Below are 24,606 nucleotides of genomic sequence, written 5' to 3'. Positions count from 1 at the left end.
CAAGAAGCTATGCTTCGACAAATCGCGTTTGGTGGCGATGGCGGAGGGGTTCCACACGTACCCATCCCGAACACGACCGTTAAGCCCTCTAGCGCCGATGGTACTTGGACCGCAGGGTCCTGGGAGAGTAGGACGCCGCCAAGCGAACTCTTTCATCCTACATAGAAAACAGGCTCTGCATGTTAACGTTGTATGATGAATTGCATTTGCACTGCAAATGCATATTATTCCCTGATAGCTCAGTTGGTAGAGCACTCGACTGTTAATCGAGTTGTCACAGGTTCGAGCCCTGTTCGGGGAGCCATTTGCTCTCATAGCTCAGTAGGTAGAGTGCATCCATGGTAAGGATGAGGTCACCGGTTCGATCCCGGTTGAGAGCTTTGGAAATGGGGCCCGTTGGTCAAGGGGTTAAGACACCTCCCTTTCACGGAGGTAACAGGGGTTCGAATCCCCTACGGGTCATAGCTATATTTATTAGCTTAAAAAAGGGATGAGAATCCCGAAGGTTCGTCGGAGGATAAACTTCGTTAGCAATGGCTTCGCAGTCTCGAACGAAGTGAGAGTATCCCCTACGGGTCATAGGATGGAGGCTTAGCTCAGCTGGGAGAGCATCTGCCTTACAAGCAGAGGGTCGGGGGTTCGATCCCCTCAGCCTCCACCACTTAACTTAATGGGGATTAGCCAAGCGGTAAGGCAACGGACTTTGACTCCGTCATGCATAGGTTCAAATCCTATATCCCCAGCCATTTTAGTTTTTAGTTTGAGTCATTAGCTCAGTTGGTAGAGCACCTGACTTTTAATCAGGGTGTCGAAGGTTCGAGCCCTTCATGACTCACCATCATATGCGCGTGTGGCGGAATTGGCAGACGCACTAGACTTAGGATCTAGCGTCTTTGACGTGGGGGTTCAAGTCCCTCCACGCGCATCCTTTATATGCGGAAGTGGCTCAGCGGTAGAGCATCGCCTTGCCAAGGCGAGGGTCGCGGGTTCGATTCCCGTCTTCCGCTCCAATATTTTGCGCCCTTAGCTCAGCTGGATAGAGCGTTTGACTACGAATCAAAAGGCCGGGAGTTCGAATCTCTCAGGGCGCGCCATTATTTTCATAAGTATCGGGATGTAGCTCAGCTTGGTAGAGCACCTGGTTTGGGACCAGGGGGTCGCATGTTCAAATCGTGTCATCCCGATTTTTATTTGCGGGTGTAGTTCAATGGTAGAACTTTAGCCTTCCAAGCTAATAGCGTGGGTTCGATTCCCATCACCCGCTTTATGATTCATTGAAAAGTCTCTGTATATACAGGGACTTTTCTTTTATATATAGAAACAACATCTCATTATAATCCTATCTCCTCTGTATTCGTTTGATAAGTGAAAGAATACCTCGAACCCCTCATTAAATTCTGCTAAAAGAATCAAAAAATTATAAATACACTCTTTAATTTATTGCGTCACTGTGATAAAGTATACAAAAGCTTGCTTTGCCGGTCATGTTTCTTTATGTTTCGTCTGGTTTGTAATAATGGAAATTCTTGCAGATACGAAATCATTCAGGTGCAGCAAACATTCCCAGTCCAACTGTATATTTATGAATAATATAGAATAGATATGAGTTATTCGGGTAATGAAAAGTACGTGAAAAAGGTATCATGCGACAGCATTTGACCATTAATCGAAGCAGAACAAGAAAATGAATAATAAAGCGTGTTTTTATGCTGTAAATCAGGGTAAATCCCCATTTTTACTAGTAGAAAAATAAAGATTTTCGTACCAATTTATTGTATGATGTTATGAAGGTGTCAAATTTACGTGTACGAATGGAACGATCAGATGGGAGGATAAGCATGACTGAAACTATGGTAACCGCCAGCAAAAGCCAATCCAACAACCTGCTTCGGCGAGACGTGCGGTTCCTGGGCAATATACTCGGAGAAGTTCTTGTCCATCAAGGAGGCACGGAGCTTCTAGATATCGTTGAGAAGATTCGGGAAACGAGCAAATCGTTGCGTGCAGAGTTCTTGCCAGAACTTTATGCAGAGTTCAAAACGATGATCCAGGAATTAGACTCGGAAAATCGCCATCAGGTGATTCGAGCTTTTGCGATTTATTTTCAATTAGTTAACATTGCTGAACAAAACCATCGGATCCGGCGTAAACGGGATTATGAACGTTCTGCAGGGGACGCTGTGCAGCCAGGGTCGATTGAAAAAGCAGTACAAGATCTGAAGGAACGCGGACTGTCACACACGGAAGTAGAGGATATTCTAGACGAGTTATCGCTGGAATTGGTGATGACAGCTCATCCAACCGAAGCTATGCGTCGGGTTATACTGGACATCCACAAGCGGATATCTGAAGATGTCATGTCACTTGATAATCCTACGCTGACGTTGCGTGAACGTGAACAGTTGCGGGAGAAGCTGCTGAACGAAGTCATTACACTATGGCAGACTGATGAGCTTCGTGACCGTAAACCGACTGTGCTTGATGAAGTACGGAACGGTATGTATTACTTTCATGAAACGTTGTTCCATGTACTTCCGGATGTATACCAGGAGCTTGAACGCTGCCTGAATAAATTTTATCCTGACCATGACTGGCATGTGCCGACGTATTTGCGGTTCGGTTCCTGGATCGGTGGAGACCGGGATGGAAATCCTTCGGTAACTTCAGATGTAACATGGCAGACACTATTGATGCAGCGTAAGCTCGCTTTACGTGAGTATCAACGGATTATGATTGAACTTATGGGACATCTCAGCTTCAGCACGAACATCATCCACGTATCGGATGAGCTGGTGCAGTCGATTGAGCAAGACCGTAGTTGTGTAACGTTGAAAAAAGTGGATATGTGGCGAAATGAAAAAGAGCCATATCGCATTAAATTGGCATATATGATTGCCAAGCTGAACAATGTCCTGGATGAGAACAAAGTAGGACAGCCTGACCGCTATGACAGCGCTCAAGGACTGATGGATGATCTGATGATTATCGATCGCAGCCTGCGTCATCACTTTGCAGACTATGTAGCAGATACGACCATTCGCAAAATGATTCGTCAAGTGGAGCTGTTCGGATTCCATACAGCTGCTTTGGATGTGCGTCAGCACAGCAAAGAGCATGAAAATGCAATGTCAGAGATTTTGGCCAAGATGAACATCGTAGAAGACTATGCTCGTTTGACTGAAGATGGCAAAATCGATTTGCTGGCTCGTTTGCTGGATGATCCTCGTCCGCTGACTTCCCCTTATCACCAATACACAGAGGGGACCAAAGAGACTCTGGATGTATTCCGTACGATCAAACGTGCTCAGAGCGAGTTTGGGGCCGGTTGTATCACAAGCTACCTGATTAGTATGACCCAAGGAGCAAGTGATCTGCTTGAGGTTATGGTATTTGCCAAAGAAGTAGGTTTGTTCCGCAAAGAACATAACGGTGAAGTGGTATCTACGCTTCAAGCGGTTCCATTGTTTGAAACCATTGATGATCTTCATGCCGCTTCGGAAATTATGGAGAAGCTGTTCAACCTTCCGGTATATCGCGCAAGTGTGAGTGGGCGGAATGAACTGCATGAAATCATGTTGGGATACTCGGACAGCAACAAGGATGGCGGGGTTGTTACAGCCAACTGGGAGCTGCGAGTGGCGATGAATGCTATCACTGCTGTTGGTAATAAACACGGCGTTAAACTGAAGTTCTTCCATGGTAGAGGTGGAGCGCTTGGACGTGGAGGCATGCCTCTCAACCGCAGTATTCTTGCTCAACCACCACACACGATTGGTGGGGGTATCAAGATTACAGAGCAGGGTGAGGTTATCTCTTCCCGCTACTCCCTTCAGGGAATTGCATACCGCAGTCTTGAGCAGGCTACATCGGCTTTGATTACAGCTGCACTAAACGGTTTGGAGCCGCAAGAATCGGCATCAGAGCGTCATTGGGATAGCATCATCAAAGATATTTCTGAAGTATCCCTGACGAAATACCAAGATCTCATTTTCCGTGATCCAGACTTCTTTACTTTCTTCAAGGAATCGACACCGCTGCCTGAGGTTGGGGAACTGAATATTGGTTCACGTCCATCCAAACGGAAAAACAGCGACAAGTTCGAGGACCTGAGAGCGATCCCTTGGGTATTTGCCTGGACTCAAAGTCGTTATTTGCTTCCCGCATGGTATGCGGCAGGAACGGGACTGCAAAGTTACTATCAGGATAAAGAAGAAAATCTGGTTGTCCTGAAAGAAATGTATGAAAACTTCCCATTCTTCCGTACACTAATTGATACGGTGCAGATGGCTATTGCCAAAGCAGACCTGGTTATTGCGAAGGAATACTCGGCCATGACTTCCAATGAGGAAGCACGTGATCGCATCTATGGTCAGATTGAATCTGAATTCAAACTTACCAAAGAGCTGATTCTGAAAATTACCGGAGAAGCTGAAATTCTGGATGATGTACCGGTGATTCAAGAGTCGATCCGACTTCGTAATCCGTATGTCGATCCTTTGTCCTACATGCAGGTCCAACTTCTGAGTGAGCTCAGAGATATGCGTGAGCGTGGCGAGGATGACACAGAGTTGCTGCGTGAAGTGCTGCTTACGATTAACGGCATTGCTGCAGGACTTCGGAATACGGGCTGATCATTAACCTGCTTAACAATATATGAAGTGAATTTTCCAGCCATATAGATAGTAAAAGCTTAATTCTTTCCTCAGCTCGAGTGAGAGATGAAACGGGACTCCTTCGGGAGTTCCCGTTTTTACTGTTTTTGGCGGATATTTTCCGGCACAGTCTTGATTTTTGACCAAAGTTGATTTACGATTTGATTGGTGAATTACAAGTGTGGACGGGTATCAGAAGGCGGAAGACCCATCAGCATGTCTGGGGGAATAAGGGTGGACAATTTGGAGAACAGGCTTGTTAAGCTGGTACTGAAGGGTGACCAGCGAGCCTTTGCAGAAATCGTTGAATTATACAAGGACAAGCTGTTTCATCTGGCATACCGGATGCTGAACAATCGTCATGAAGCCGAAGACGTTGTACAGGAGACGTTTTTACGTGTGTTTCGCAATATGGAGAAGTATGATCCGAACCAGAAGTTCTCAACCTGGATTTATCGGATTGCAACTAATCTGTGTATTGACCGCTTACGGCGGAAGAAACCATCTTACTCACTGGATGCCGAACTGAATGATCAGGAAGGATCTGACGGTTATGCGATGCTTCCAAGTGATGATCGTACACCAGAGAGTGAAGCACTTTTGTCTGAAACACAGACACTAATCCGTGAAGCGATTGACAGTTTGCCGGCCAAGTATAAATCAGTCATGGTTTTGAGATATTTACAGGACTTGTCGCTACAGGAAATCAGTGATGTGACAGGTATGCCCGTAACAACGATTAAGACTCGTGTTCATCGGGGGCGTGATTTTTTGCGTAAAAAACTGGAGTATAAGTTGTAAATGTAAAACGTCTGTATTTTGGGCGAAATTATTTGAAACATATCCGAAACGGATGCGTATGTAATGTATGCAAGTCTTATGCGTGCTTTTTGGCAATGCAAGGACTAAGTGATCTAAGAAAGGATTGGCTCTCATATGGATTGCAACTCGGCCGTCTCTTTAATGCATGAATGTTTGGATGAGTCGTTGTCCCCGGCCCAGAAGGTTGAACTGAAAAGTCACCTTGTGACCTGTCCGGATTGTCGCATGCGCTTTAAAGAGTTGGAACAGACGGAAATGCTACTCTTTGCCATGAAACACTATTCACCGTCTGCCTCGGATGAGCTGACCAATCGAATTATGAATGCTCTGCCCCAGCCCAAGAGACAGCAAGTATGGCTCAAATGGGTCAAAGGACATCCCGCGCTGACGGCGGCAGCCTTCTTTTTGGTCGTGATGCTCTTTAGCGCCTGGAATTTCTGGAATCAGAATAACGAAATGGTCGTTAAGGGAAATAATCTGGACCAGATCGTGATTGAAGGAAACACGGTTATTGTTCCGGAGGGCAAGTCCATTGCTGGCGATCTTACGATAGAGAATGGAACTGCTCAGGTATACGGTGATGTAAATGGCAATCTAACGGTCATCGACGGACAGTTGTATCAGGCTTCAACGGCACATATTTCCGGTCAGGTGAAAAGTATTGATCAGGCGCTGGACTGGTTCTGGTACAAAATAACCAATATGGTAAATGAAGTGGCTTATCGCTAAAACAGGGTAATTTCTTCAATGGTATATACCAAGCAGGGTACCTCCAGATTGCTGGGGTACTCTTTTTTTATCTGATAATTTGTAATTTATGGGATTTGTGTTGTTTATGCGCAGTTTGTGACTCCCGTAACTTGCAACATGAACGTTAACGTTATAACCTAGATACTAAAGAGAACATACTACTACATATAGATAAGCTTTTTGCATAAATCCAAAGAGCGTCTTTCAATCAGCAAAATATAGATCGAAATAATTCTATTCGTCGCTGGTTAGATCAGAGTGCTCGTTTCTGGCCAACTTTTGTACCTGTGAGTGAGTCTGAATGGATTATGCAAATGCGATAAAGGATTAATTAAATCCTAATGGGTTAATATGAGAGCAGGGTTTACTCATCAATGGGGATAGCGGGGGCTGGCTTATGAACTATTTTGCTGACTTAACGTGGAAAGAGTCCATTAAGGACGTTATCGATATATTGATCGTTACCTATATTATGTACAAATTGATTTTGCTTGTGCGGGGTACCCGTGCAGTTCAGCTGCTTAAAGGCATTCTGTTCCTTGTAGTGATCTGGGCACTAAGTACGTGGCTAAACCTTTATACGCTCAAATGGCTGATGAACCAGATGTTTACGTTTGGTGTCGTTGCGGTCTTTATTATCTTCCAACCGGAACTGCGCCGTGGTCTGGAGCAATTGGGTAGAGGTAAACTGTTTGGACGCTCGGCAGCAGCAAGTGATGAAGAATTAACGGTTTTAATTGGTGAGATTATTAAGTCCGTAAATTATTTGTCACGACGTAAAATTGGTGCACTGGTTGTATTTGAACGAGAAACAGGTCTGAACGATTACACGGAGTCCGGCATTCAGATGCAATCTCTGGTCAGCTCAGAGCTGATGATTAACATTTTTATTCCGAATACACCGCTCCATGATGGAGCCGTCATTATACAGGGCAAACAGATTTCGGCGGCAGCCTGTTATTTGCCTTTGTCCGAGAATCCGTTTATTAGCAAAGAGCTAGGAACGCGTCACCGTGCAGCAATTGGGATTACCGAGGTTGCAGATGCGATCTGTTTGGTTGTTTCGGAGGAGACGGGACAAGTGTCGCTTGCGATGAATGGACAGGTTGTTCGTGATATTAAGGAAGAATCGTTGATTGCCAAACTGTACGAAGAACTGCGTCCAACATCCAATCTAACTAAAAAGAATGGTTGGACTACCTTCTGGAAACGGAAGGGGGGACGTAAAAATGGATAAATGGTTCAATAACAACAATTTTGCCAAGATTCTCGCTTTGGCGGTGAGTTTGTTGCTCTGGTTCATGATACATCTGGATGAAGTACCAACTACGCCAACGATTACGACAGGGACAACTAATAAAGTTGTGGAGCGTACTGTGCCTGTTCAGCCTTATGGACTCGACAGTAACTCCTATGTACTTACTTCATTAAGTACGGATGAGGTACGTCTGGAGATTAAAGGGCAGCGTTCGATGTTAACTTCGATTTTTACGAATGATGATTATAAGGTGCTAGTGGATCTTAGTCAGGTGAAAGATGGGTCCAATACGTTACCGCTAGTACCCGATCTGCCTTCTGGGGTTGAGGTAGTCAGCATGGAGCCTTCCATGGTTACGGTCAACGTGGAGAAATTGGGCACAAAATCCTTCAATGTGAATATTGTACCCGAAGGAGAACCATCAACCGGATATAACGCTGGAACGCCCGTTGTTGAACCTTCAGGTCCAGTTAAGGTAACTCTGCCGGAAGGGCAACTTGACGCCGTAGAGAAGGTTCAGGGCAGTGTGAGCGTGAAGGATGCGAAGGATGACGTAACGCAGAAAAAAGTGAAGCTTCAGGCATATGATGCGGAAGGTAAGGTCATTGAAAATGCGATTGTTACTCCAGAAACCGTTGAAGTTCGTATTCCAGTCAGTCAGCCCTATACAACTGTGCCCTTAAGAATCAAATATTCGGGACAGCTGCCAGAGGGAATGGTGCTCTCCACGGTTGAGCCAAGCGTGAAAGAAGTCTCGGTTTACGGAACAGAAGATGCGCTTGCGGGTATACAGTCCTACGACCAAGTAACCCTTGATCTTACACAGTTCAATGAGGCAGGAACGTCGACAGTTAACGTGGACTTGACGCCGCCTCCCGGTTTTGAGAAAATCGAGCCTAGTTCGATTCAGCTTAAGGTGACGGTATCGCCTTACGATGAGCTTCAGGAGACGACCAAAGTATTTCCGAACGTACCCATTACGCTTACTGACGCGGGGAACGGGCTGGAAGGGACACTGGTTACTCCCAAAAGTGGTGGCTTGAATATTACGCTTAGGGGTTCTTCAACGATGCTTGAAGGTCTAAGTAGCGATGATATCAAGCTGACTGCGGATCTTGCTGGACTTGCAGTAGGTACGCATGAAATAAAGCTTGAGGCTGACCTGCCTCGTTTTGCCAAACTGGATGAATCATCAGTTGATCTTAGCGCTACCGTCAAAATTAGCGAAAAGGCTGATGATACGACGGTTGCTCCAGGCGAGGATCCGAATGATGAAGGAACGCTGGGGCCTGACCCTTCACCAGCCGAAGTCGAGAATGGAGATACCGAAACTGCTCCTGGAGAAGAAGAAACAGAATCGAATACGGACAATCAGGAGCAGAGCCAGCAGGGGAATACCAGTCGAGGTAACTCCAATAACAGCGGTAGCAGTAATAGTGGCTCCAATCCGTAAAAGAAAATGTTCAGATCAGAATTTTAAAAATAACGTTTATGCTCTTATATGATGCGAATAGAAGGAGTTAGATCATGGGGAAATATTTTGGTACAGATGGCGTAAGAGGTGTTGCCAATAAAGAGTTAACGGCGGAGCTGGCTTACAGCATCGGACGTTGTGGTGGTTATGTGCTCGCAGGTGGTGTGGAAAGACCAAAAGTGGTTATCGGTATGGATACCCGAATCTCGGGACTTATGCTGGAATCCGCACTGGTTGCAGGTTTGCTGTCCATTGGCGCCGATGTAATTCGTCTGGGTGTTGTATCCACTCCTGGAGTGGCGTATATTGCTCGTCTGCTGAAAGCCGATGCAGGGGTAATGATCTCGGCTTCCCACAATCCAGTTGAGGATAATGGAATTAAATTTTTCGGGGGAGATGGCTTCAAGCTGTCCGATGAGACGGAGAACCGGATCGAAGAACTGATGGATGCAGAAACGGATCAATTGCCGCGTCCTGTAGGTGGTGGTTTGGGGACCGTTACTGTGGATGAAGAATCCCGTTATCGCTATTTGGACTACCTGAAAACAACGGTAAACGAATCGTTCTCAGGACTCAAAATTGTTTTGGACTGTGCTAACGGAGCAGCTTATGAGCTGGCACCCAAATTGTTCAGAGAACTTGGTGCAGAAGTCATTGCCATTGGCGCTGAGCCTAACGGCCTGAATATCAATGAGCAATGTGGATCAACTCATCCGGAGCATTTGAAACAAGAGGTGCTGAAACATAATGCGGATCTGGGCCTTGCTTTTGACGGGGATGCGGATCGTCTAATTGCTATTGATGAGACAGGAGCTGAGGTTGATGGTGACTTCATTCTGTGCATCTGTGGTGATGCGATGAATCGTGCAGGCAAGCTGAAAGACAGTACCGTGGTATCTACCGTAATGAGTAACATCGGATTCTACAAAGCAACGGAGAAACTGGCACTGAAAACAGCAAAGACTGCTGTGGGTGACCGCTATGTCATGGAAGAAATGCGCCGTGGGGGTTATAACCTGGGTGGAGAGCAATCCGGTCATGTTATTTTCCTGGATTACAACACAACAGGCGACGGCATGCTGACAGCGATTCAGCTTGTGGACACGATGAAGGCTTCCGGTAAAAAACTGAGTGAACTTAAGGCGCTGATGACCCAGTACCCACAAGTATTGGTGAACGTGCGTGTTGAAGATAAGAGCAAATACGAGGGCAATTCTGCGATTGAGCAAGCTATTGCTACAGTGGAGCAGCATCTGGGCGATAATGGACGTGTACTTGTTCGTGCGTCCGGAACCGAATCCCTGATCCGCGTTATGGCGGAAGGACCAGATAAGGATGAACTTGAACAATTCGTATCTCAAATTGCAGATGTTGTGCAAAAAGAACTGGTATAGGACCTGATCTATAGGCCTTCCAAACACGGTTGTTTCAAGGGAATCACTGTCTCATAAGGTTTAATCTAACAGGGTTTATGCCATACAAACCCATATTCCTACGTCCCGGCCTAGTGAGACCATGGGTCTGTTTATCCGGTCGGGATTGTGGGTAAATATGCCGAAATTGTCACAGGTACTTTGCTCCATTGCAAAATGAACCTGACGTGCATATAATGAGTGGAGTCGTCATTCAGACACAGAAAGTGAGGATCGTAAGGTACTAGTTACACAAGCGCCAGAGCTTGAAGTTGCGCGGGAAGGATTTTGATCGGTATGAATCTTGAAATAATGAAGATGCTACTGAGCAAGATCGACGGCAATCAAGCTGACGAGGTGGAGGTGTTCGGATTGTTCGGCGGGGACCTCCCGGTGATGCACCAGAGCCGTGAACCGGATTGCGGAAAATGGATGGGTGACTGTCCACACAACGCGCCGGTAGGTGCAAGATTCAACTAAAATTCAAATGAATGTGCGCGAAGAGCGTGAACAGTGCGCGGACGGGAAAATGATGTACATTCATGATTGCATCTAATAACAGCTTATGACTGCGGAGCGGCAAGAGGCTGCTCTGATCATTGATAATTGAATAATTGAAAGTTTTCATGATACGTTAGGCAATCATTTTCATTTTTTCGATATGCCGTGCCAGCCTGTTTCTCTTCGTGACACAGTATTCATATACAATCGGAGGAAATAAACTATGTGCGGTATTGTTGGATATATTGGTAATAAGAACACTCAATCGGTATTGGTCGAAGGATTGAAGAAACTCGAGTATCGTGGTTATGATTCTGCAGGTATCGCGGTATTTACACCAGAAGGTCTGCAAATCACGAAAGCTCTTGGTCGTCTTGCGAACCTTGAAGCTAAGCTGGATGGTGCACCACTGGTAGGTAATGCCGGAATCGGACACACACGTTGGGCTACTCATGGTAAACCATCGGATGAGAACTCTCATCCACACACGGATGGAAGCCAGAAGTTCTCTGTTGTGCATAACGGTATTATTGAGAACTACCTGGATCTGAAGGACGAATTGATGGCTCAAGGTCACACGTTCACTTCCGAGACAGATACTGAGGTTATTTCTCACCTGATCGCACGTGAATACAATGGTGATATCGTTAAAACGGTGCAAAAAGTGATCACGTTGTTGCGTGGCGCATTCGCACTGGGTGTATTGACAGAGCATGAGCCTGAGAAACTCGTAGCTGTGCGTCAAGCAAGCCCATTGATTATTGGTATTGGTGAAGGCGAGAACTTCATTGGTTCCGACATCCCGGCAATTCTGGAACATACACGTAACGTGTACATTCTGAATGATGGTGAAATGGCTGTATTGACACATGATGCTGTCGAATTGATGACGATTGAAGGTAACTTTATTTCTCGGGAAATGATTCGTGTCGATTGGGATGCTGTAACCGCAGAAAAAGGCGGATTCGAGCACTTCATGCTGAAAGAAATTCATGAGCAACCAAAAGCATATCGTGATACAATGCTGGGTCGCATCGATAATGAAAGCAAAAAGGTTCAACTTCCTGAGTTGAAAATGACTGAAGAACAAATCAAAAATATCCGTAACGTTCAAATCATCGCTTGTGGTACAGCGTACCATGCAGGTCTGGTTGGACGTACTGTAATCGAGCAACTGGTACGTATTCCGGTAGAAACAGATGTTGCTTCCGAATACCGCTATCGTTCCCCGATCGTAAGCAAAGATACACTTGTGATCGTGGTGAGCCAATCTGGTGAAACGGCTGATACACTTGCTGCACTGCGCGAAGCACAGTCGAATGGTGCACATGTACTCGCTATCACTAACGTTGTAGGCAGCTCTATTGCACGTGATGCTGATGATGTGATTGCAACACTGGCAGGACCTGAAATTGCTGTAGCTTCCACTAAAGCGTACACTTCGCAATTGATTGCGTTCAACCTGCTGGGTCTGTACCTTGCACAAGTTCGTGGCACACAAACAGCAGAAGAGATTGCTCACACGCTCGCAGCAATGCAAGCATTGCCTGAGCAAGTGGAATCCATGCTGGAGCAAGCGGAAGCCATTAAAGGATATGCAGAGCAAATTTCCAAACATGAACATCTCTTCTTCATCGGCCGCGGTCTGGATTATGCAGTAGCACAAGAAGGTTCGTTGAAACTGAAAGAGATCTCTTATATCCACTCCGAAGCATATGCTGCGGGTGAGTTGAAACATGGTACGCTCGCATTGATCGAGGACGGTATCCCTGTCATTGCTTTGGCAACGCAGGAGAACGTTCTGGAGAAAACTGTGAGCAACATCAAAGAAGTGAAAGCACGTGGCGCAGACGTACTGGCAATTACGTACGAAGAGCACGTAGCACCATTGCTGAAATCCGTTGACCAAGCGTTTGCAATTCCTAAGACGTTGCCACTGCTTAGCCCGGCTCTGTCCGTTGTAGCATTGCAATTGCTGGCATACTACGCTTCCCTGGCACTGGGTCACGATGTGGATAAACCACGTAACCTGGCGAAAAGCGTAACGGTAGAGTAAGGGATTTATCCTTAATCTCAACAACGATGTTAAATCATAATATTTAAAAAAGGGTCCTGATGATTAATAGTCATTAGGACCCTTTTTGCTATGCAATAAAATCAAATTATCTGTGTCCAGACCAACTAATATAAAGGCATTGTCCTCTGTGATAAGAAAGCAAAACTTTTGTTGAATATAGGGAGTAAAGGGAGAATAACAATACAGGACTCTCTGATTTAATTGGAATCAATAGAGTACAAACCGTTCTGCAATGAAATGCTCCCAGTTTGCCCAGTTTCAACTTTTACCTCAGTGGCAAATACCCCGGGTTTGCGTCCGTCTGGGAACCAGGGCATCTCTTTGTCAATTACAATAAACATGCCTTCCGCGTCACCGATGGGGGCAAATTGTTTTCCGTCTCCGGCAAAGGGTTCAAGGTGATACTGTCCATTCATTTTGTTTATCGTATTGGGTACATCATCGACAGGCAGGCCGATCTCGCTAATGCATAGCAGCTTCCTGGAATCAAAGGTTTCTTGGACTGCATTATCCAATGAATGGTGAGCGATGAACTCCATCAAATTACCACTCGGGTCATAGAAATAGAAAGCAGTCGCATCCCAGTAGGGGAAATAGAAATCATCTTTATCATCTTTAGAAAGCAAAGAGATGTTTCGATCTTGAACCCACTTCTTGGCTTCAGCGAGTTGGTTTGTCGGAATCGTAAATGCGACATGATAGAAGGGCTTTTCCTGACCAGGAGCTTGCAGAAATGAAAGGACCGAATTTCCTGTGCGAAGCGATATGGACGATGTGCTCTCCTCCAGTAGCTCCAACTCCAATAACGTACCGTAAAACTGCTTCATGGCCTCCATTTGATGTGTGAACAAGTTAACCTCTTTTATTTGCATTCAAGTCACTCTCCCTCTGAACTTATCCTTGATTAAAATAATCAATGGTTTTCTCGATAAATGCCTTGGCAGATTGGGTCAGGTAACGGTCGGACCGATGAATGATCTCAAAGTGACGGTAAGGGGCATCGTCCGTGATTCGGATGATGCGTAGTGTTGGTTCATTCATTGCCTTGATCAGTGGATAGGGCAGCACTGTTCCGCCAACGTTAGCTTTGACCAGACTAATAATGGAGGTTGCCGAACTTGTCTCCATGATCGTATTCAAGGTAAAGCCATATTTGCGACAATAGCCATCAACCAGTTCTCTGCCTGTGAACCCTTCCGGGAACATTACGGTCTGAATATCGCGTAGTTCCCTGATTTCAATCTCATTTCGTTCAGCCCAAGCGTGGTTCTCCGAAACGACGAGTACGTATTCTTCGCTGCACAAAGGAATGCGGACAAGACGGTCATCAGAAATCGAAGTAAGCTCGATGCCGATGTCGACTTCGTTATCCAACACTTGATTCAATACATAAATCGAAGAAACAACCTTTAATTTCACCTTGGGAAAATCGGCATGAAAATGAACTAGCAATGGTGTAAGACGGTAGTCCAAATCGGAGGGTAGGACACCAATCACCAGCTTGCCTCGCTGATCATTGCGGAATTCAGCTAATGCATCCTGGGTATTCTGTAGATGGCGAACCATTTGTACACAATGCTCCAGGAACAGTGTCCCCGCCTGGGTCATCACAATTTTTTTACCCACCCGGTCGAATAAGGGAACGCCTAACTCATCCTCCAACGCTCGAATCTGTTGACTCAAGGTAGGTTGAGAAATGCCGATTTTATCTGCTGCACGTGTGAAATGGAGTTCCTCGCAAACGACGATAAAGTTCTCCATTTGACGGATTTCCATATGTATCTCCTCTAATCATTGGTTTTTATAATCATTTTAATAGAAACTATTGTATTGTTCAATCATTATAATACTTCTATACTAGATCTTGCACCACAAAAGATCTATAGCCTGGATCAATAGTGAATGCAACTATATAACAATACATGAGGTGATCCATAGTGAAACTGTTTTATATCGTCCTGGCGCTTATTCTGGCTTCATTGAATTTGCGACCACCCATTACATCCATTTCTCCACTAATGAGTACCATACAAAGTGATCTGGGTATTAGCGGAATTACCGCAAGTCTGTTAACTACGCTTCCCGTATTATGTATGGGTATATTCGCTCCATTTTCCGTAAAGCTGAGCAGGAGATGGGGGAATGAGGGCGCAATCGTTTTGGCTTTAATCCTCATTGGAATAGGTACGGCATTGCGGTTGTTTGTGGGTGCAACGCCACTGATGATGTTTACTTCATTTCTATCCGGTGTAGGGATTGCACTGGCTGGTCCATTGTTGTCCAGCTTTATCAAGCAGTACTTCCCAACGCGAGTTGCTGCCATGGTGGGGCTTTACTCTACAGCAATGGTCGTGGGGGCCAGCTTTAGTGTTGGGCTATCGGTTCCCCTTCAAAATATCCTGGGAGGGTCGTGGAAGGGTTCACTATCGGTATGGGCATTACTTGCAGCAATTGCTTTACCGATCTGGATGAGATTAGCCTTGGTAGCACGAAAAGATCGACAATCGGGGCAGATTTCTACTGTGAACGTAGAAGCTCTTCCAGTGAAAAATATACGAGCGTGGCTGCTGACATTATTCTTCGGACTGATGGCAGCGATTTTCTATTCATTGACTGCATGGCTTGCGCCTGCGATCCAGAGTCAGGGATACACAAAAGAGACTGCCGGCAGCATCCAAACGTTATTTACGTTGATTTCATTGCCGTCTACGTTATTCATTCCAATGCTTGTTCACCGTTACCAAAGACGTGTATTCTGGCTTGTTGGATGTGCGTTAATGGAGTTGATAGGTGTCCTAATGCTGAACCTGTCCGTTAGTCCTTGGATGGCTGCGATACCACTCGGCATTGGGGCCGGGGGACTGTTTCCGATTGCTCTGATGCTGCCCATTGATGAGACAAATAACGCTCAGGAAGCCAGCGCCTGGTCAGCCATGACTCAATCGGGCGGTTACATTCTGGGCGCCCTCGGTCCACTGGCGATCGGTTGGCTCCATGATACTACGGACAGCTTTGTTCAAGCATTCTATGGTCTGGCTATAATCATCGTGCTGCAAATCATGGTTCAGGTGGTGATAGGCAATAAAAAAAGCTCTCCAGCGGTTCATGATAAATCAGAGTCCAGACTTTGACGATAAAAGATCAATATTGATGTACGATGAGGTCTCTGGAGGTATCATCTTCATGCTGGTTCCTGTTGCGGGCACACATTGCAAATGGTTAGTTGGTGGCGGTAGTTATACATGGTCAAGCAAATCCAGATAGTGCTGTCGTAAGGATTCTTTTAAGTGATCTGGCTCCAAGATCTTAATGGACTTGCCGAAGCTTGCAAGATAACGAATGATGAACTCAAGCTCATGGGCTTCATACGCCCCGACTAAATAGGCGTATCCAGTTTGTCCAGTATCAGCTCCAGATTCGTTAATGGTCCGCATGGATGGAAACTGTTCTTGCTGGAATAGCTCAACCCCGGCTTCATTGATCAGACATTTAAATGGGATAGCGTTCTCTGATGGTTTCCATAACGAGTGGGCATCCTGTAGATTGAGTTCATTAATACGTGGTATAGGTTCGATATCTGTCGCCTCGGATGAGGTGATTCGGTCACAACGGAATACACGGTACGCCTGTTTATCGAGATCATACGCCTGGCAATACCAGTAGCCTTTCATGGCATAGAGGGCGATTGGCTGAATGGTGCGTATGCTGGGCTGGGGTTTGTCGGGATTTGAGCTGTTATCTGGGGTACTACTACTGCTGCGAATATGTTGATACGTAATCTGTATCACTATATTCGCAGCAGCGGCCATTAATAGAAACTCCAAATGCTCACTATCCCGGATTTGCTCGGTGTGTCTGAAAGAGACCCGATGCTGGATTTGTTCGATAGCCTGTCTCTGGTTTTCGGATAGGGCACTTAGAAACTTCTCGTGAATGGAACGAAAAGAGACCTGAAAGGGCAGGTTGGTAAAGCTGCGCAAGGCCTGCATGGCAAAGTAGAGGGCATGAAGCTCGCTCGTATTAAATGAAATGGGAGGCAGCTGCATCTGCTGAAGCAAACGATATCCCCCATAACGTCCATATTCGGTATAAATGGGTGCACCGATTTCTTCTAATGACGCGATGTCTCGTAATGCGGTTCTCTTGGATATCTGGAACTCCTGCATGAGATCTTGCAGGGTGAAGTGTTGTTTTTGATTGATAAAGCGCAGCATCTGGTTCATGCGTTCTGATTTTTTCATAAAAGACCTCTCAATGGTGCCATGGATTGGCACCTTTATTCGTTATAATAAACAGTGTAATCCAATCAAACGAAGGAGGCAATACAGATGAATTTTGAAGTAATCCCGTTTCTGTCGATGAATGGAGACGCTTCGGCAGCCATTGCTTTTTATGAGAAGTACCTGGGGGCTGACGTATTATTCAAGAAAAATTACAAAGAGATGAAGGAAATGAATCCAGGGTTTGAGTATCCTGAAGGGCAGGATGAATATATTACACATTCGGTACTCCAGATCGGGGTAAACAAATTGATGATTGCTGAGGAAGAAATGGATACGGGTCGACCGTGGCAGCTGGGAAACAGCACGTCATTATGCATTCAATCGAAAGATAAAAGTACGATGACAGAGCTATATAATTCGCTGGTACAACATGATGAGGTTAAGGTGCTGGTGCCTTATAAACAAAACGAGTTTAGTCCGGGGTATGGAATTGTCCGTGATCCGTTCGGAATCGTGATTCAGCTCTGTGTGACGGTGCATGATTTTTAATGAAGTGAAAATGAATCCGTCATGAGCCTAAAGGATAAATATCCTTTGGGCTCATTTTGAATTATTTGGAAGTTGTGGTTTTCTACTCTCTAAACTTTCTGCAAACGGGTACCGTCCAACTTGGCAAGACGTTTCATCACTTTCTTCAGCATAACGGAGGCTTTGACGCGGAGAGGAAGATCGTTGGATATTTCGATGCTGTACGTACCAGCGAGAATCTGCTCTTTGAGCTCGGCAACCGATGCGCATGGACGATCCAGTACATTGAAGACACTGCCGTATTGCAGGCACTGGTGGGTATCACTTCCGGCTGTGATGGGTTTACCGAGGGACTGGGCGAATGGTTCAACCTGTCCGCGACACGTCTCGATGCCGTATTGGTACATATCTTTGGCGTTCAGATCAAAAGCGTCCAAACGTCCCAACAAATCACGGTCCAGCTGATACAGCGGGGTGGACTCGCGGAAAGGGTGTGCGCCAATTTTGAGCAAAGGCCAGGCTTCGGCCATATCCAGTAGTTCTGCAAAAGGAATGAATGAACCTTTGGCTGTGTATGGTTCCAGTCCGCTGCGGACGGCAAGGATATGTTCTTTTTGACCCACCAGCAAAATATGTCCTGTCTCCTGAATATCCACTTCCATGCCGGGAAAAATGCGCACTCCATCTGCATCGTAGTACTCGCCGTTGTATGGATAGAGACGATCCAGCGTCTCATAGACCTCGTAGAAGTTACGGGTGTTAAAATGTTCAGTGAGTGCGAGGGCTTCGATCCCGCTGGCCTTGGCTTCGTTGACCATTTCGGTGAAGTAATCAATCGAGAAATCAGAGTTTTTGGATAATTTGCCGTGTGTATGAAGATCAATGCGCATAGAAGACACTCCTTTATTCCATGAATGGTTAATGGTATGAATAGTTACAGCATTTTATTTTGAATTACAGAATCTCGTAATACCCGCCGAGCCAGAACAGCAGTGCAACATAGATTGCCGAACCGGCGAGAAATCCGAGGTCTCGTGAGGTGATTTTCAGATGAGCCAGTTTCAGGCGTTTGGATTCGGGATGCTTCATGCCGTACGAAAAACCGCGTGTCTCCAGTGCTTCCACCGTTGTGCGGGAACGTTTGGCGGTAGCCAGCATTAGCGGGAAGAAAGACACAATGAACAGCTTCATATAGTAGACAACGAGTCGCCAGTAGAGCCATCCGTGCCGGGAGGGAACCTGACCCCGTAGTCTGTAGGACAGCATGATGTTGCGAAATTCTCCGAACAGCACAGGCAATATGCGGTAAGCGTAAGAGAGGCTGAAAGAGAACGTAGCAGGCATGCCTAGCGCAAGCAACCCATCACCGATCCGTTCCGGGTCCATGCCGGAAAAGACGGTGATACTTGCGAGTGAGACGATCGACAGCTTCAGGGTGAGCAGCAGCAAAGGGAATGCAGATTCCAGATTGCCACCAAAGAACAGTGAGATGATAAACATCCACCCGACCTGACCGATTAACCCCAGGCAGAGAATGATAATGATAAAAGGAGCGGCTCTGGACAGTATGGTGGTCGTCACCATCAATAGAAACATGCCGAGCAGCACAGTTCCGTTATGAACAAACCAGGGGACGATGGCGAAAAAGAGATACCAGAACAGCATGACACGGGGATCAATCCGCGACAGGCTGGCATGCCCGCTGCCATATACCGTATTCATCAGCTCAAGCTGAATGCGTTCAATGGATATTTTGTCAAACCAGTTGCGGACGAGCTGCATGATGCATATCCTCCTTGGTGATTGATTGATTCAACAGGCTATCAACAAAGGCCTCGGTTGTCGGTGAAAGTGTAGGCAGTCCCATCCGATGGGAGAGCTCCATGATCTGGGTAAGTGCAAGCCCGGAGCGGCGCAGAAGGGATTCATCTGCAAACACGTCGGCAGGTGTGCCATCTGCTTCCACCTGGCCATTGTGAAGCACAATAACACGACTGGCCCACTGGGTAACCAGCTGCATATCATGCGTGGCAATGATGGTTGTTCGCACATGCTGATCCAGCTCATCCAGCACACCTATCAGTTCCTCGCGAGTGGCGAGGTCCAGATTGGCGGTAGGCTCATCCAGCAGCATAAGTGAAGGCTTCATGGCTGCACCGATGGCAAGTGTGACACGTCGCTGTTGTCCACCACTGAGAAGCCGGGCATCCCGCTCTTGCAGCGGAGTAAGCCGGAAACGCTCCAGTACATGTGCAATTTGCAGGTCAGCTTCCGGAATACGACGGTTCTTCAGGAAATACGCGACTTCTTTGCGGACACTGTCTTCGATAAACATCTCGGAAGAGTTCTGAAAAATATAGGCGACCTTACCCGCCAGCTGCTCCAAAGAGGAACGGTGCGTAACTTCACCCAGAACACTGACACTGCCTTCCTGTGGCAGGCTAATGCCAGCCATCATCTTCAATAAGGAGGATTTGCCGGCACCATTATTGCCAATCAAGGCAATCCGTTCTCCTTCATGGAGTGAAATATTAACACCACGAATGACTTCATGTTCTTTTTTGCCCAGTCCTCTGTAACGTAGCCGAGTTTGATGAAACTGAACGATAGGAATCAATGGTTCAGCAGCGGAAGCAATCGTTAGGCCCTCGGAGTGCATCATCTGATTGGGAACGTCGGGTACCAAATCCAAATAGGATGAAGGTTCATTTTGTAAAGAATCGGATGGCATATACGGGTAATGTTCGGCAAAATAAACGTTTGCTTCTTCCACAGTAATTGGGAAGCGATGTCCTGGATCTGAGGGGTTCGCATTTGTTTTTTGGCCCTGAGATATTTCCGCAGCCTGAACAGCTGCCCGTGTCACCTCAGGAGGCTGAATGCCAAGTCGCTCCAGATCGCTAATGCGATTCAAACCTTCCCTAACAGGGAGGTTCCACAAGACCCGGCCCTTGTCCATCAATACCACATTTGCGCAGAAGTTGGCGATAAATTCAGTATGGTGTTCGATGACGATAATCGTCTTGCCATATTCCGTATTCAATCTGGAAAGGCACTCATAGATAAGTCTTGCATGCTGCGGGTCAAGCTGTGAGACAGGTTCATCCACGATCAGGATATCGGGGTCGAGCGACAGAGCTCCGGCCAGGGCGAGCAGATGTTTCTGCCCACCGCTCAATTCCCAGATGTATCGGTTATGAATGGCATCCAGGCCACACATGGCGAGTGCGCGTTCACCGAGCTCCCGATAGTTGGGCAGGCCGTAATTGAGTGGTGCAAAGCAAGCCTCGTCCAAAACGGTGGGCCGCACGAGCTGGTTGTCGAAATCCTGATAGACGTAACCGATCTTTCTGGACAGGTCTGCAACACTCCGGCCTTCGGCTGACATGCCAAGAACATGGACTTCACCGGAGAAGTCTCCTGTGTAGAATTGGGGAATAAGGCCATTAAACAACTTGCACAGAGTGGATTTGCCGCAACCGTTGCCCCCGATAATGGCTGTGAAACTGCCTCTTGGGAGTTCAAGCGAAGCTCCGATCAGGACAGGTTCTTTCGAGCCAGGATACGTAAAGATGACATTTTGAATGGAAATGGCGGAATCAGATGCGGAAACAGGAGCTGATGTGGACATTTCATTATGCATAAGGGCGGTTCTCCGTACCGGGTACCGTTTTATTTTTGCTTCGTTTAGCGCGCATGATCATTAATGTTACCACGGCAACCAATGCAGCAGCCCCGATACTAATCCATATAGAAGCCGAACCATATTGATCTGCATAGTCCGTCTCCCAAACCGCGAAGTTGATATCCATTTCGGATAGGGATTCCGCACCAAAGGCGAGCGCAAGCAGCAGCACACCAATCAGGATCAGTTTCGGACGAAAAAAGCCGATGCCTTCATATTTCATCCCTGGATTACGAGGTTTAATGCCGAGGAGTGGTTCAATTTTGCCATAGAGCAGGGGTACGAGATACAGCGTAGGCAACAGAGCGAATAGGATGCCTGAGAACAACACGTCATTTAAAAAGCCAACCCCTTCAATCAGAACAACACTTTCCGCAAGACCAGGCACGGCTTCCAACTGCTCTACACCAATCCACACTTTACCGATATCCACCAGTGAACTGAGGAACTGATGAATGATGACTCCTGTCATGGCTGCGATTCCGACCTGTCTGCGATTGCGTGGATCACTGACCATACGTCCTGCGACATACATGGCGAAGGAAAAGGTAATGAATTTCTCCAGCTCGCCCAGTCCGCCGAATTGCCCCAGCATCAGCTCTCCGAAGATCACTTCGCCAAGAGCCGCGCCAAGGGCAACAATCATGGGGTGGAACAAAATGCAAAGTGTCAGCGGAATGAAGGCAAAGTACTCAACAGATAATTCAATCGGTCCAAGCTGGAGCTTGGGAATAAGCTCTGTGAACATGTTGGACAAGCCGTACAGTGACATGGAAAGCACAAACACCATCATTTTCTGTGAAGACGTCAGCGTATAACGCTCAGTCATCTTCTTCATCGATACATACCTCCCTGAAAGTTGGTGATCATCATAGCCACAGTCTAGGGGCAGAGTATTAACGGGAAAGAAGACATTTGTAAATCAAATGTAATTTTTATTACATAATCTAAAATTAATGAAAAAAATATTACATACATAACCCACTCCTTGTTCTCTCAACTGATATACTGAGTGCAGAGCGAGAAAAGGAGTGCATACGGAATGAATTTGTTTACTCATAAAGAACAGCTGTCGCCAGGCCATCTGAAAATTGCTGATTTTGTTGAGCGGAATCCGGAAGATATTCTGTTCATGACGGAACAGGAGATTGCCGACAGGCTGGGAGTCAGTATTGCAACCGTATCCCGCTTCTGGCGGGCGGTTGGATATGATAATGCCAAAGCGTTTAAAATCCGGCTTCGTACATCCGAAGACACTACACCTGCCCTCAAATTAAATAAAACCATATCCCGCATGGATACGGACAGCCTTCCTGTTCAGTTACTAGAGGCCTCTGTTAGCCACTTGCAGGAGACGTTGTCCCATATGAAGCAGGGGGATCTGGAGCACGCAGCAGCCATCCTTGCAGAAGCACGAAGAGTATATGTATATGCTCCAGGGCCCTCCGCAGGATTGGCAGAATTATTGTCCTTTCGGCTATCCCGATTCGGATTGACGGTCATCAATCTAGCCGGAGGTGGTCATGAAATATTGGAAACACTGATGCACATGCAGCGGGAGGATGTTGTGCTGCTGATGTGCTTTACAAGACTCTTGCCTGAAGCAGAAGTCATTCTGGATTATGCCAGAGATACGGGCAGCAAAGCCGTACTTGTAACAGATCGGGAAGACCTCTTATATGGCTTGGCGACGGAGTTATCTTTTTATGTCAGCAGAGGGGAGCTTGGTGAATTTCATTCCATGGTTACTCCGCTCCTCTTAATGGAGCAGTTGGTGCTGGCGGTGGGATTGAGGCAGAAGGAGCAGGCGTTGTCCAAGCTGGAGTTACTCGCTGATCTGCGGATTCGGTATGCTGACAAATTGCCGCGAGGCTGATAGATGAATAGGGCAGCTTAATACACAGAGACGACTACAGATAACATCAGAAGTATGGAAGGTTATACCATAATTAGGGGCGGTTAATCCGCCTCTTTTTGTGTTAGAATTTGCTCATGAAATATAATGTTTAGACAGTTAGTTTATTGGGTATAAAAAGTCAAACCGCAATGTATTTTTGTTAATTGATTTGGGAGTGATCCAATTGACTGCAATTGGAGTATACAATAATAGAGTCGTCTCTATTCAGTTGAGTACATAATTGCACTACAGCAGGAACTGCCAGAATGAGAACGGTTTAATCATGGGAAGAGTCAGGGAGTGGGGATTGCTTTGCCTATAGTAGATGTGGAAAAAAAAGATGTTGTTACCGATGCGTTGGTCATTAAGGCGATGGAGAAAAGCCTGGCTATCATTCGATTCGATATGGATCGTCAGGTTACTTATGTAAATGAAGTCTTTGCCCAGACGATGGGCTATACCGTAGCGGAGATGTACGGTATGCAGCATGAGCAATTTTGTTTCGACGAGTTCGCGAAAAGCCCTGACTATAACGCATTTTGGAGCAGTATTTTTAACGGTACTAGCTTCCAGGACAAGGTTGAACGCAAGGATGCAAAGGGAAATCCCGTATGGCTTGAGGCGACATATATGCCTGTCTATGATGAGTTGAATCAGAATATTTTGGGTGTGTCCAAAATAGCTACCAATATCACAAGCCGTCAAAATAATATTACAGCTGTAGTTAACGAACTGAAGACGATGTCACATGATTTGAATGAACATGCTGATATCGGTATTGAGCGAAGCCGTGAGCTGATGTCCAGTATCACGTATATATCTGAAGTTTCTGCCCACAACCGAGCGACACTGAGTCATTTGCAAGAACAGGCTCGTTCTATCCAGGGAGTTGTTAAAACGATCCGCGAAATTGCGTCGCAGACTCAGCTGCTGGCTCTGAACGCTGCGATTGAAGCGGCGCATGCGGGCGAATATGGGCGCGGGTTCGATGTAGTAGCCAAGGAAGTACGCAAACTATCGGCCATGGTCGAAAATTCCATTAATGAGATTCGGGATAGTGTGAATGGGATAACGAAAGAGATTACGAACATTTCTGGGGGAACACAGAAGGTAGAAGGATATGTGGAGCGAAGCCAGCAGCAGATCGAGGTCGCACTGAATGATTTTACAACCATTGCGGCGTCTGCACATCTACTGGATGAGAAGGCACAGCACGTAACCAAAATCGTATAGACAAGGAAAACTCCATAACCCTGTAGGGAAGCGGGTGCCAATAGAGGCATCTGCTTTTTTGTCGTTCAAAAAAACGGGAATTATTGTGAGCAAT

At 46.4% G+C, this 24,606-nt stretch carries 19 protein-coding genes, 11 tRNA genes and 1 rRNA gene; 24 read left to right on the top strand and 7 right to left on the bottom strand.

What is annotated here, in order from left to right; translation table 11 throughout:
• Positions 1-27 precede the first annotated feature (27 nt).
• The 20 genes from rrf (at position 28) to glmS (ending at position 12,925) form a co-directional block, all read left to right on the top strand.
• Positions 28-144, top strand: a 5S ribosomal RNA gene (gene rrf / locus RS891_RS27810).
• Positions 145-228: 84 nt separating this feature from the next.
• Positions 229-304 (top strand) — tRNA-Asn (locus tag RS891_RS27805).
• Positions 305-307: 3 nt separating this feature from the next.
• Positions 308-380 (top strand) — tRNA-Thr (locus RS891_RS27800).
• Between the two features lie 10 nt (positions 381-390).
• Positions 391-462 (top strand) — tRNA-Glu (locus RS891_RS27795).
• 123 nt (positions 463-585) lie between these two features.
• Positions 586-661: transfer RNA gene (locus RS891_RS27790), tRNA-Val, on the top strand.
• 10 nt (positions 662-671) lie between these two features.
• Positions 672-746 (top strand) — tRNA-Gln (locus RS891_RS27785).
• Positions 747-762: 16 nt separating this feature from the next.
• A tRNA-Lys gene (locus RS891_RS27780) sits at positions 763-838 on the top strand.
• A gap of 6 nt (positions 839-844) precedes the next feature.
• Positions 845-925: transfer RNA gene (locus RS891_RS27775), tRNA-Leu, on the top strand.
• A gap of 10 nt (positions 926-935) precedes the next feature.
• Positions 936-1,010, top strand: a tRNA-Gly gene (locus RS891_RS27770).
• Between the two features lie 7 nt (positions 1,011-1,017).
• Positions 1,018-1,094 (top strand) — tRNA-Arg (locus RS891_RS27765).
• Between the two features lie 16 nt (positions 1,095-1,110).
• Positions 1,111-1,184, top strand: a tRNA-Pro gene (locus tag RS891_RS27760).
• Positions 1,185-1,193: 9 nt separating this feature from the next.
• A tRNA-Gly gene (locus RS891_RS27755) sits at positions 1,194-1,264 on the top strand.
• Between the two features lie 574 nt (positions 1,265-1,838).
• A complete protein-coding gene (gene ppc, locus RS891_RS27750) occupies positions 1,839-4,631 on the top strand; it encodes a phosphoenolpyruvate carboxylase (RefSeq protein WP_113055488.1) in 2,793 nt (930 codons plus the stop codon).
• Between the two features lie 255 nt (positions 4,632-4,886).
• Positions 4,887-5,453 (top strand): RNA polymerase sigma factor SigW, encoded by a 567-nt coding sequence (sigW, locus tag RS891_RS27745; RefSeq protein ID WP_113055487.1) that lies wholly within the window; start codon positions 4,887-4,889, stop codon positions 5,451-5,453.
• Between the two features lie 135 nt (positions 5,454-5,588).
• Positions 5,589-6,203, top strand: a complete 615-nt coding sequence (locus RS891_RS27740) for a zf-HC2 domain-containing protein (RefSeq protein ID WP_062329949.1) — start codon at positions 5,589-5,591, stop codon at positions 6,201-6,203.
• A 418-nt stretch (positions 6,204-6,621) separates the two neighbouring features.
• Positions 6,622-7,461 carry a diadenylate cyclase CdaA gene (cdaA, locus tag RS891_RS27735; protein ID WP_063567044.1) on the top strand — a complete coding sequence of 280 codons (840 nt, stop codon included), beginning with the start codon at positions 6,622-6,624 and terminating at the stop codon, positions 7,459-7,461.
• Complete coding sequence (locus RS891_RS27730) at positions 7,454-8,935, top strand: CdaR family protein (protein ID WP_315793728.1); 1,482 nt, start codon at positions 7,454-7,456, stop codon at positions 8,933-8,935. The genes cdaA and RS891_RS27730 overlap by 8 nt, the downstream gene beginning before the upstream one ends.
• A gap of 74 nt (positions 8,936-9,009) precedes the next feature.
• A complete protein-coding gene (gene glmM / locus RS891_RS27725) occupies positions 9,010-10,350 on the top strand; it encodes a phosphoglucosamine mutase (RefSeq protein WP_076291156.1) in 1,341 nt (446 codons plus the stop codon).
• Positions 10,351-10,665: 315 nt separating this feature from the next.
• Entirely contained in the window at positions 10,666-10,848 is a 183-nt protein-coding gene (locus RS891_RS27720) for a hypothetical protein (RefSeq protein WP_063567047.1), read from the top strand.
• A 244-nt stretch (positions 10,849-11,092) separates the two neighbouring features.
• Positions 11,093-12,925: a glutamine--fructose-6-phosphate transaminase (isomerizing) gene (gene glmS / locus RS891_RS27715; RefSeq protein WP_076291158.1), complete on the top strand. Its 1,833-nt coding sequence runs from the start codon at positions 11,093-11,095 to the stop codon at positions 12,923-12,925.
• Positions 12,926-13,143: 218 nt separating this feature from the next.
• Here the strand turns inward: glmS and RS891_RS27710 are convergent, their stop codons facing one another.
• Both RS891_RS27710 and RS891_RS27705 read right to left on the bottom strand, forming a co-directional pair.
• The gene (locus tag RS891_RS27710; RefSeq protein WP_315793727.1) at positions 13,144-13,818 is read right to left on the bottom strand and encodes a VOC family protein; all 675 of its coding nucleotides are present in this window, start codon (positions 13,816-13,818) and stop codon (positions 13,144-13,146) included.
• Between the two features lie 22 nt (positions 13,819-13,840).
• A complete protein-coding gene (locus RS891_RS27705) occupies positions 13,841-14,722 on the bottom strand; it encodes a LysR family transcriptional regulator (protein ID WP_315793726.1) in 882 nt (293 codons plus the stop codon).
• A gap of 161 nt (positions 14,723-14,883) precedes the next feature.
• Here RS891_RS27705 and RS891_RS27700 point away from each other — a divergent pair, with 161 nt between their 5' ends.
• Positions 14,884-16,077: an MFS transporter gene (locus tag RS891_RS27700; protein ID WP_315793725.1), complete on the top strand. Its 1,194-nt coding sequence runs from the start codon at positions 14,884-14,886 to the stop codon at positions 16,075-16,077.
• 105 nt (positions 16,078-16,182) lie between these two features.
• Here the strand turns inward: RS891_RS27700 and RS891_RS27695 are convergent, their stop codons facing one another.
• Positions 16,183-17,187 (bottom strand): helix-turn-helix transcriptional regulator, encoded by a 1,005-nt coding sequence (locus tag RS891_RS27695; RefSeq protein ID WP_315793724.1) that lies wholly within the window; start codon positions 17,185-17,187, stop codon positions 16,183-16,185.
• A gap of 87 nt (positions 17,188-17,274) precedes the next feature.
• Between RS891_RS27695 and RS891_RS27690 the strand changes: the two genes are divergently transcribed.
• Complete coding sequence (locus RS891_RS27690) at positions 17,275-17,718, top strand: VOC family protein (RefSeq protein WP_315793723.1); 444 nt, start codon at positions 17,275-17,277, stop codon at positions 17,716-17,718.
• 89 nt (positions 17,719-17,807) lie between these two features.
• Here the strand turns inward: RS891_RS27690 and RS891_RS27685 are convergent, their stop codons facing one another.
• From RS891_RS27685 to RS891_RS27670, 4 genes are all read right to left on the bottom strand, one after another.
• Positions 17,808-18,587 carry a PHP domain-containing protein gene (locus RS891_RS27685; RefSeq protein WP_315793722.1) on the bottom strand — a complete coding sequence of 260 codons (780 nt, stop codon included), beginning with the start codon at positions 18,585-18,587 and terminating at the stop codon, positions 17,808-17,810.
• A gap of 64 nt (positions 18,588-18,651) precedes the next feature.
• Positions 18,652-19,479, bottom strand: coding sequence for an energy-coupling factor transporter transmembrane component T family protein (locus RS891_RS27680; protein WP_315793721.1), 828 nt, complete (start codon positions 19,477-19,479; stop codon positions 18,652-18,654).
• Positions 19,454-21,340, bottom strand: a complete 1,887-nt coding sequence (locus tag RS891_RS27675; protein WP_315793720.1) for an ABC transporter ATP-binding protein — start codon at positions 21,338-21,340, stop codon at positions 19,454-19,456. The genes RS891_RS27680 and RS891_RS27675 overlap by 26 nt, the downstream gene beginning before the upstream one ends.
• Positions 21,333-22,220, bottom strand: coding sequence for a DUF8171 family membrane protein (locus RS891_RS27670; RefSeq protein ID WP_315793719.1), 888 nt, complete (start codon positions 22,218-22,220; stop codon positions 21,333-21,335). The genes RS891_RS27675 and RS891_RS27670 overlap by 8 nt, the downstream gene beginning before the upstream one ends.
• 204 nt (positions 22,221-22,424) lie before the next feature.
• Here RS891_RS27670 and RS891_RS27665 point away from each other — a divergent pair, with 204 nt between their 5' ends.
• Positions 22,425-23,258 (top strand): MurR/RpiR family transcriptional regulator, encoded by an 834-nt coding sequence (locus tag RS891_RS27665; protein ID WP_315793718.1) that lies wholly within the window; start codon positions 22,425-22,427, stop codon positions 23,256-23,258.
• 393 nt (positions 23,259-23,651) lie between these two features.
• Complete coding sequence (locus RS891_RS27660; RefSeq protein ID WP_315796470.1) at positions 23,652-24,512, top strand: methyl-accepting chemotaxis protein; 861 nt, start codon at positions 23,652-23,654, stop codon at positions 24,510-24,512.
• Positions 24,513-24,606: the final 94 nt, after the last annotated feature.

Source organism: Paenibacillus sp. BIC5C1, assembly GCF_032399705.1.
Classification (GTDB): Bacteria; Bacillota; Bacilli; order Paenibacillales; family Paenibacillaceae; genus Paenibacillus; species Paenibacillus taichungensis_A.
The sequence above is the reverse complement of the archived record's forward strand: the minus strand, read 5'-3'. Positions and strand labels throughout refer to the sequence as shown.

Excerpts from the sequence above, each read along its gene's own strand:
- RS891_RS27710 (WP_315793727.1), bottom strand. The coding sequence starts at position 13,818 with ATGCAAATAAAAGAGGTTAACTTGTTCACACATCAAATGGAGGCCATG.
- RS891_RS27720 (WP_063567047.1), top strand. The coding sequence starts at position 10,666 with ATGAATCTTGAAATAATGAAGATGCTACTGAGCAAGATCGACGGCAAT.
- cdaA (WP_063567044.1), top strand. The coding sequence starts at position 6,622 with ATGAACTATTTTGCTGACTTAACGTGGAAAGAGTCCATTAAGGACGTT.
- RS891_RS27705 (WP_315793726.1), bottom strand. The coding sequence starts at position 14,722 with ATGGAAATCCGTCAAATGGAGAACTTTATCGTCGTTTGCGAGGAACTC.
- RS891_RS27670 (WP_315793719.1), bottom strand. The coding sequence starts at position 22,220 with ATGAAGAAGATGACTGAGCGTTATACGCTGACGTCTTCACAGAAAATG.
- RS891_RS27675 (WP_315793720.1), bottom strand. The coding sequence starts at position 21,340 with ATGCATAATGAAATGTCCACATCAGCTCCTGTTTCCGCATCTGATTCC.
- RS891_RS27730 (WP_315793728.1), top strand. The coding sequence starts at position 7,454 with ATGGATAAATGGTTCAATAACAACAATTTTGCCAAGATTCTCGCTTTG.
- ppc (WP_113055488.1), top strand. The coding sequence starts at position 1,839 with ATGACTGAAACTATGGTAACCGCCAGCAAAAGCCAATCCAACAACCTG.
- RS891_RS27665 (WP_315793718.1), top strand. The coding sequence starts at position 22,425 with ATGAATTTGTTTACTCATAAAGAACAGCTGTCGCCAGGCCATCTGAAA.
- RS891_RS27695 (WP_315793724.1), bottom strand. The coding sequence starts at position 17,187 with ATGAAAAAATCAGAACGCATGAACCAGATGCTGCGCTTTATCAATCAA.
- RS891_RS27685 (WP_315793722.1), bottom strand. The coding sequence starts at position 18,587 with ATGCGCATTGATCTTCATACACACGGCAAATTATCCAAAAACTCTGAT.
- RS891_RS27660 (WP_315796470.1), top strand. The coding sequence starts at position 23,652 with ATGGAGAAAAGCCTGGCTATCATTCGATTCGATATGGATCGTCAGGTT.
- RS891_RS27680 (WP_315793721.1), bottom strand. The coding sequence starts at position 19,479 with ATGCAGCTCGTCCGCAACTGGTTTGACAAAATATCCATTGAACGCATT.
- RS891_RS27690 (WP_315793723.1), top strand. The coding sequence starts at position 17,275 with ATGAATTTTGAAGTAATCCCGTTTCTGTCGATGAATGGAGACGCTTCG.
- glmS (WP_076291158.1), top strand. The coding sequence starts at position 11,093 with ATGTGCGGTATTGTTGGATATATTGGTAATAAGAACACTCAATCGGTA.
- glmM (WP_076291156.1), top strand. The coding sequence starts at position 9,010 with ATGGGGAAATATTTTGGTACAGATGGCGTAAGAGGTGTTGCCAATAAA.
- RS891_RS27740 (WP_062329949.1), top strand. The coding sequence starts at position 5,589 with ATGGATTGCAACTCGGCCGTCTCTTTAATGCATGAATGTTTGGATGAG.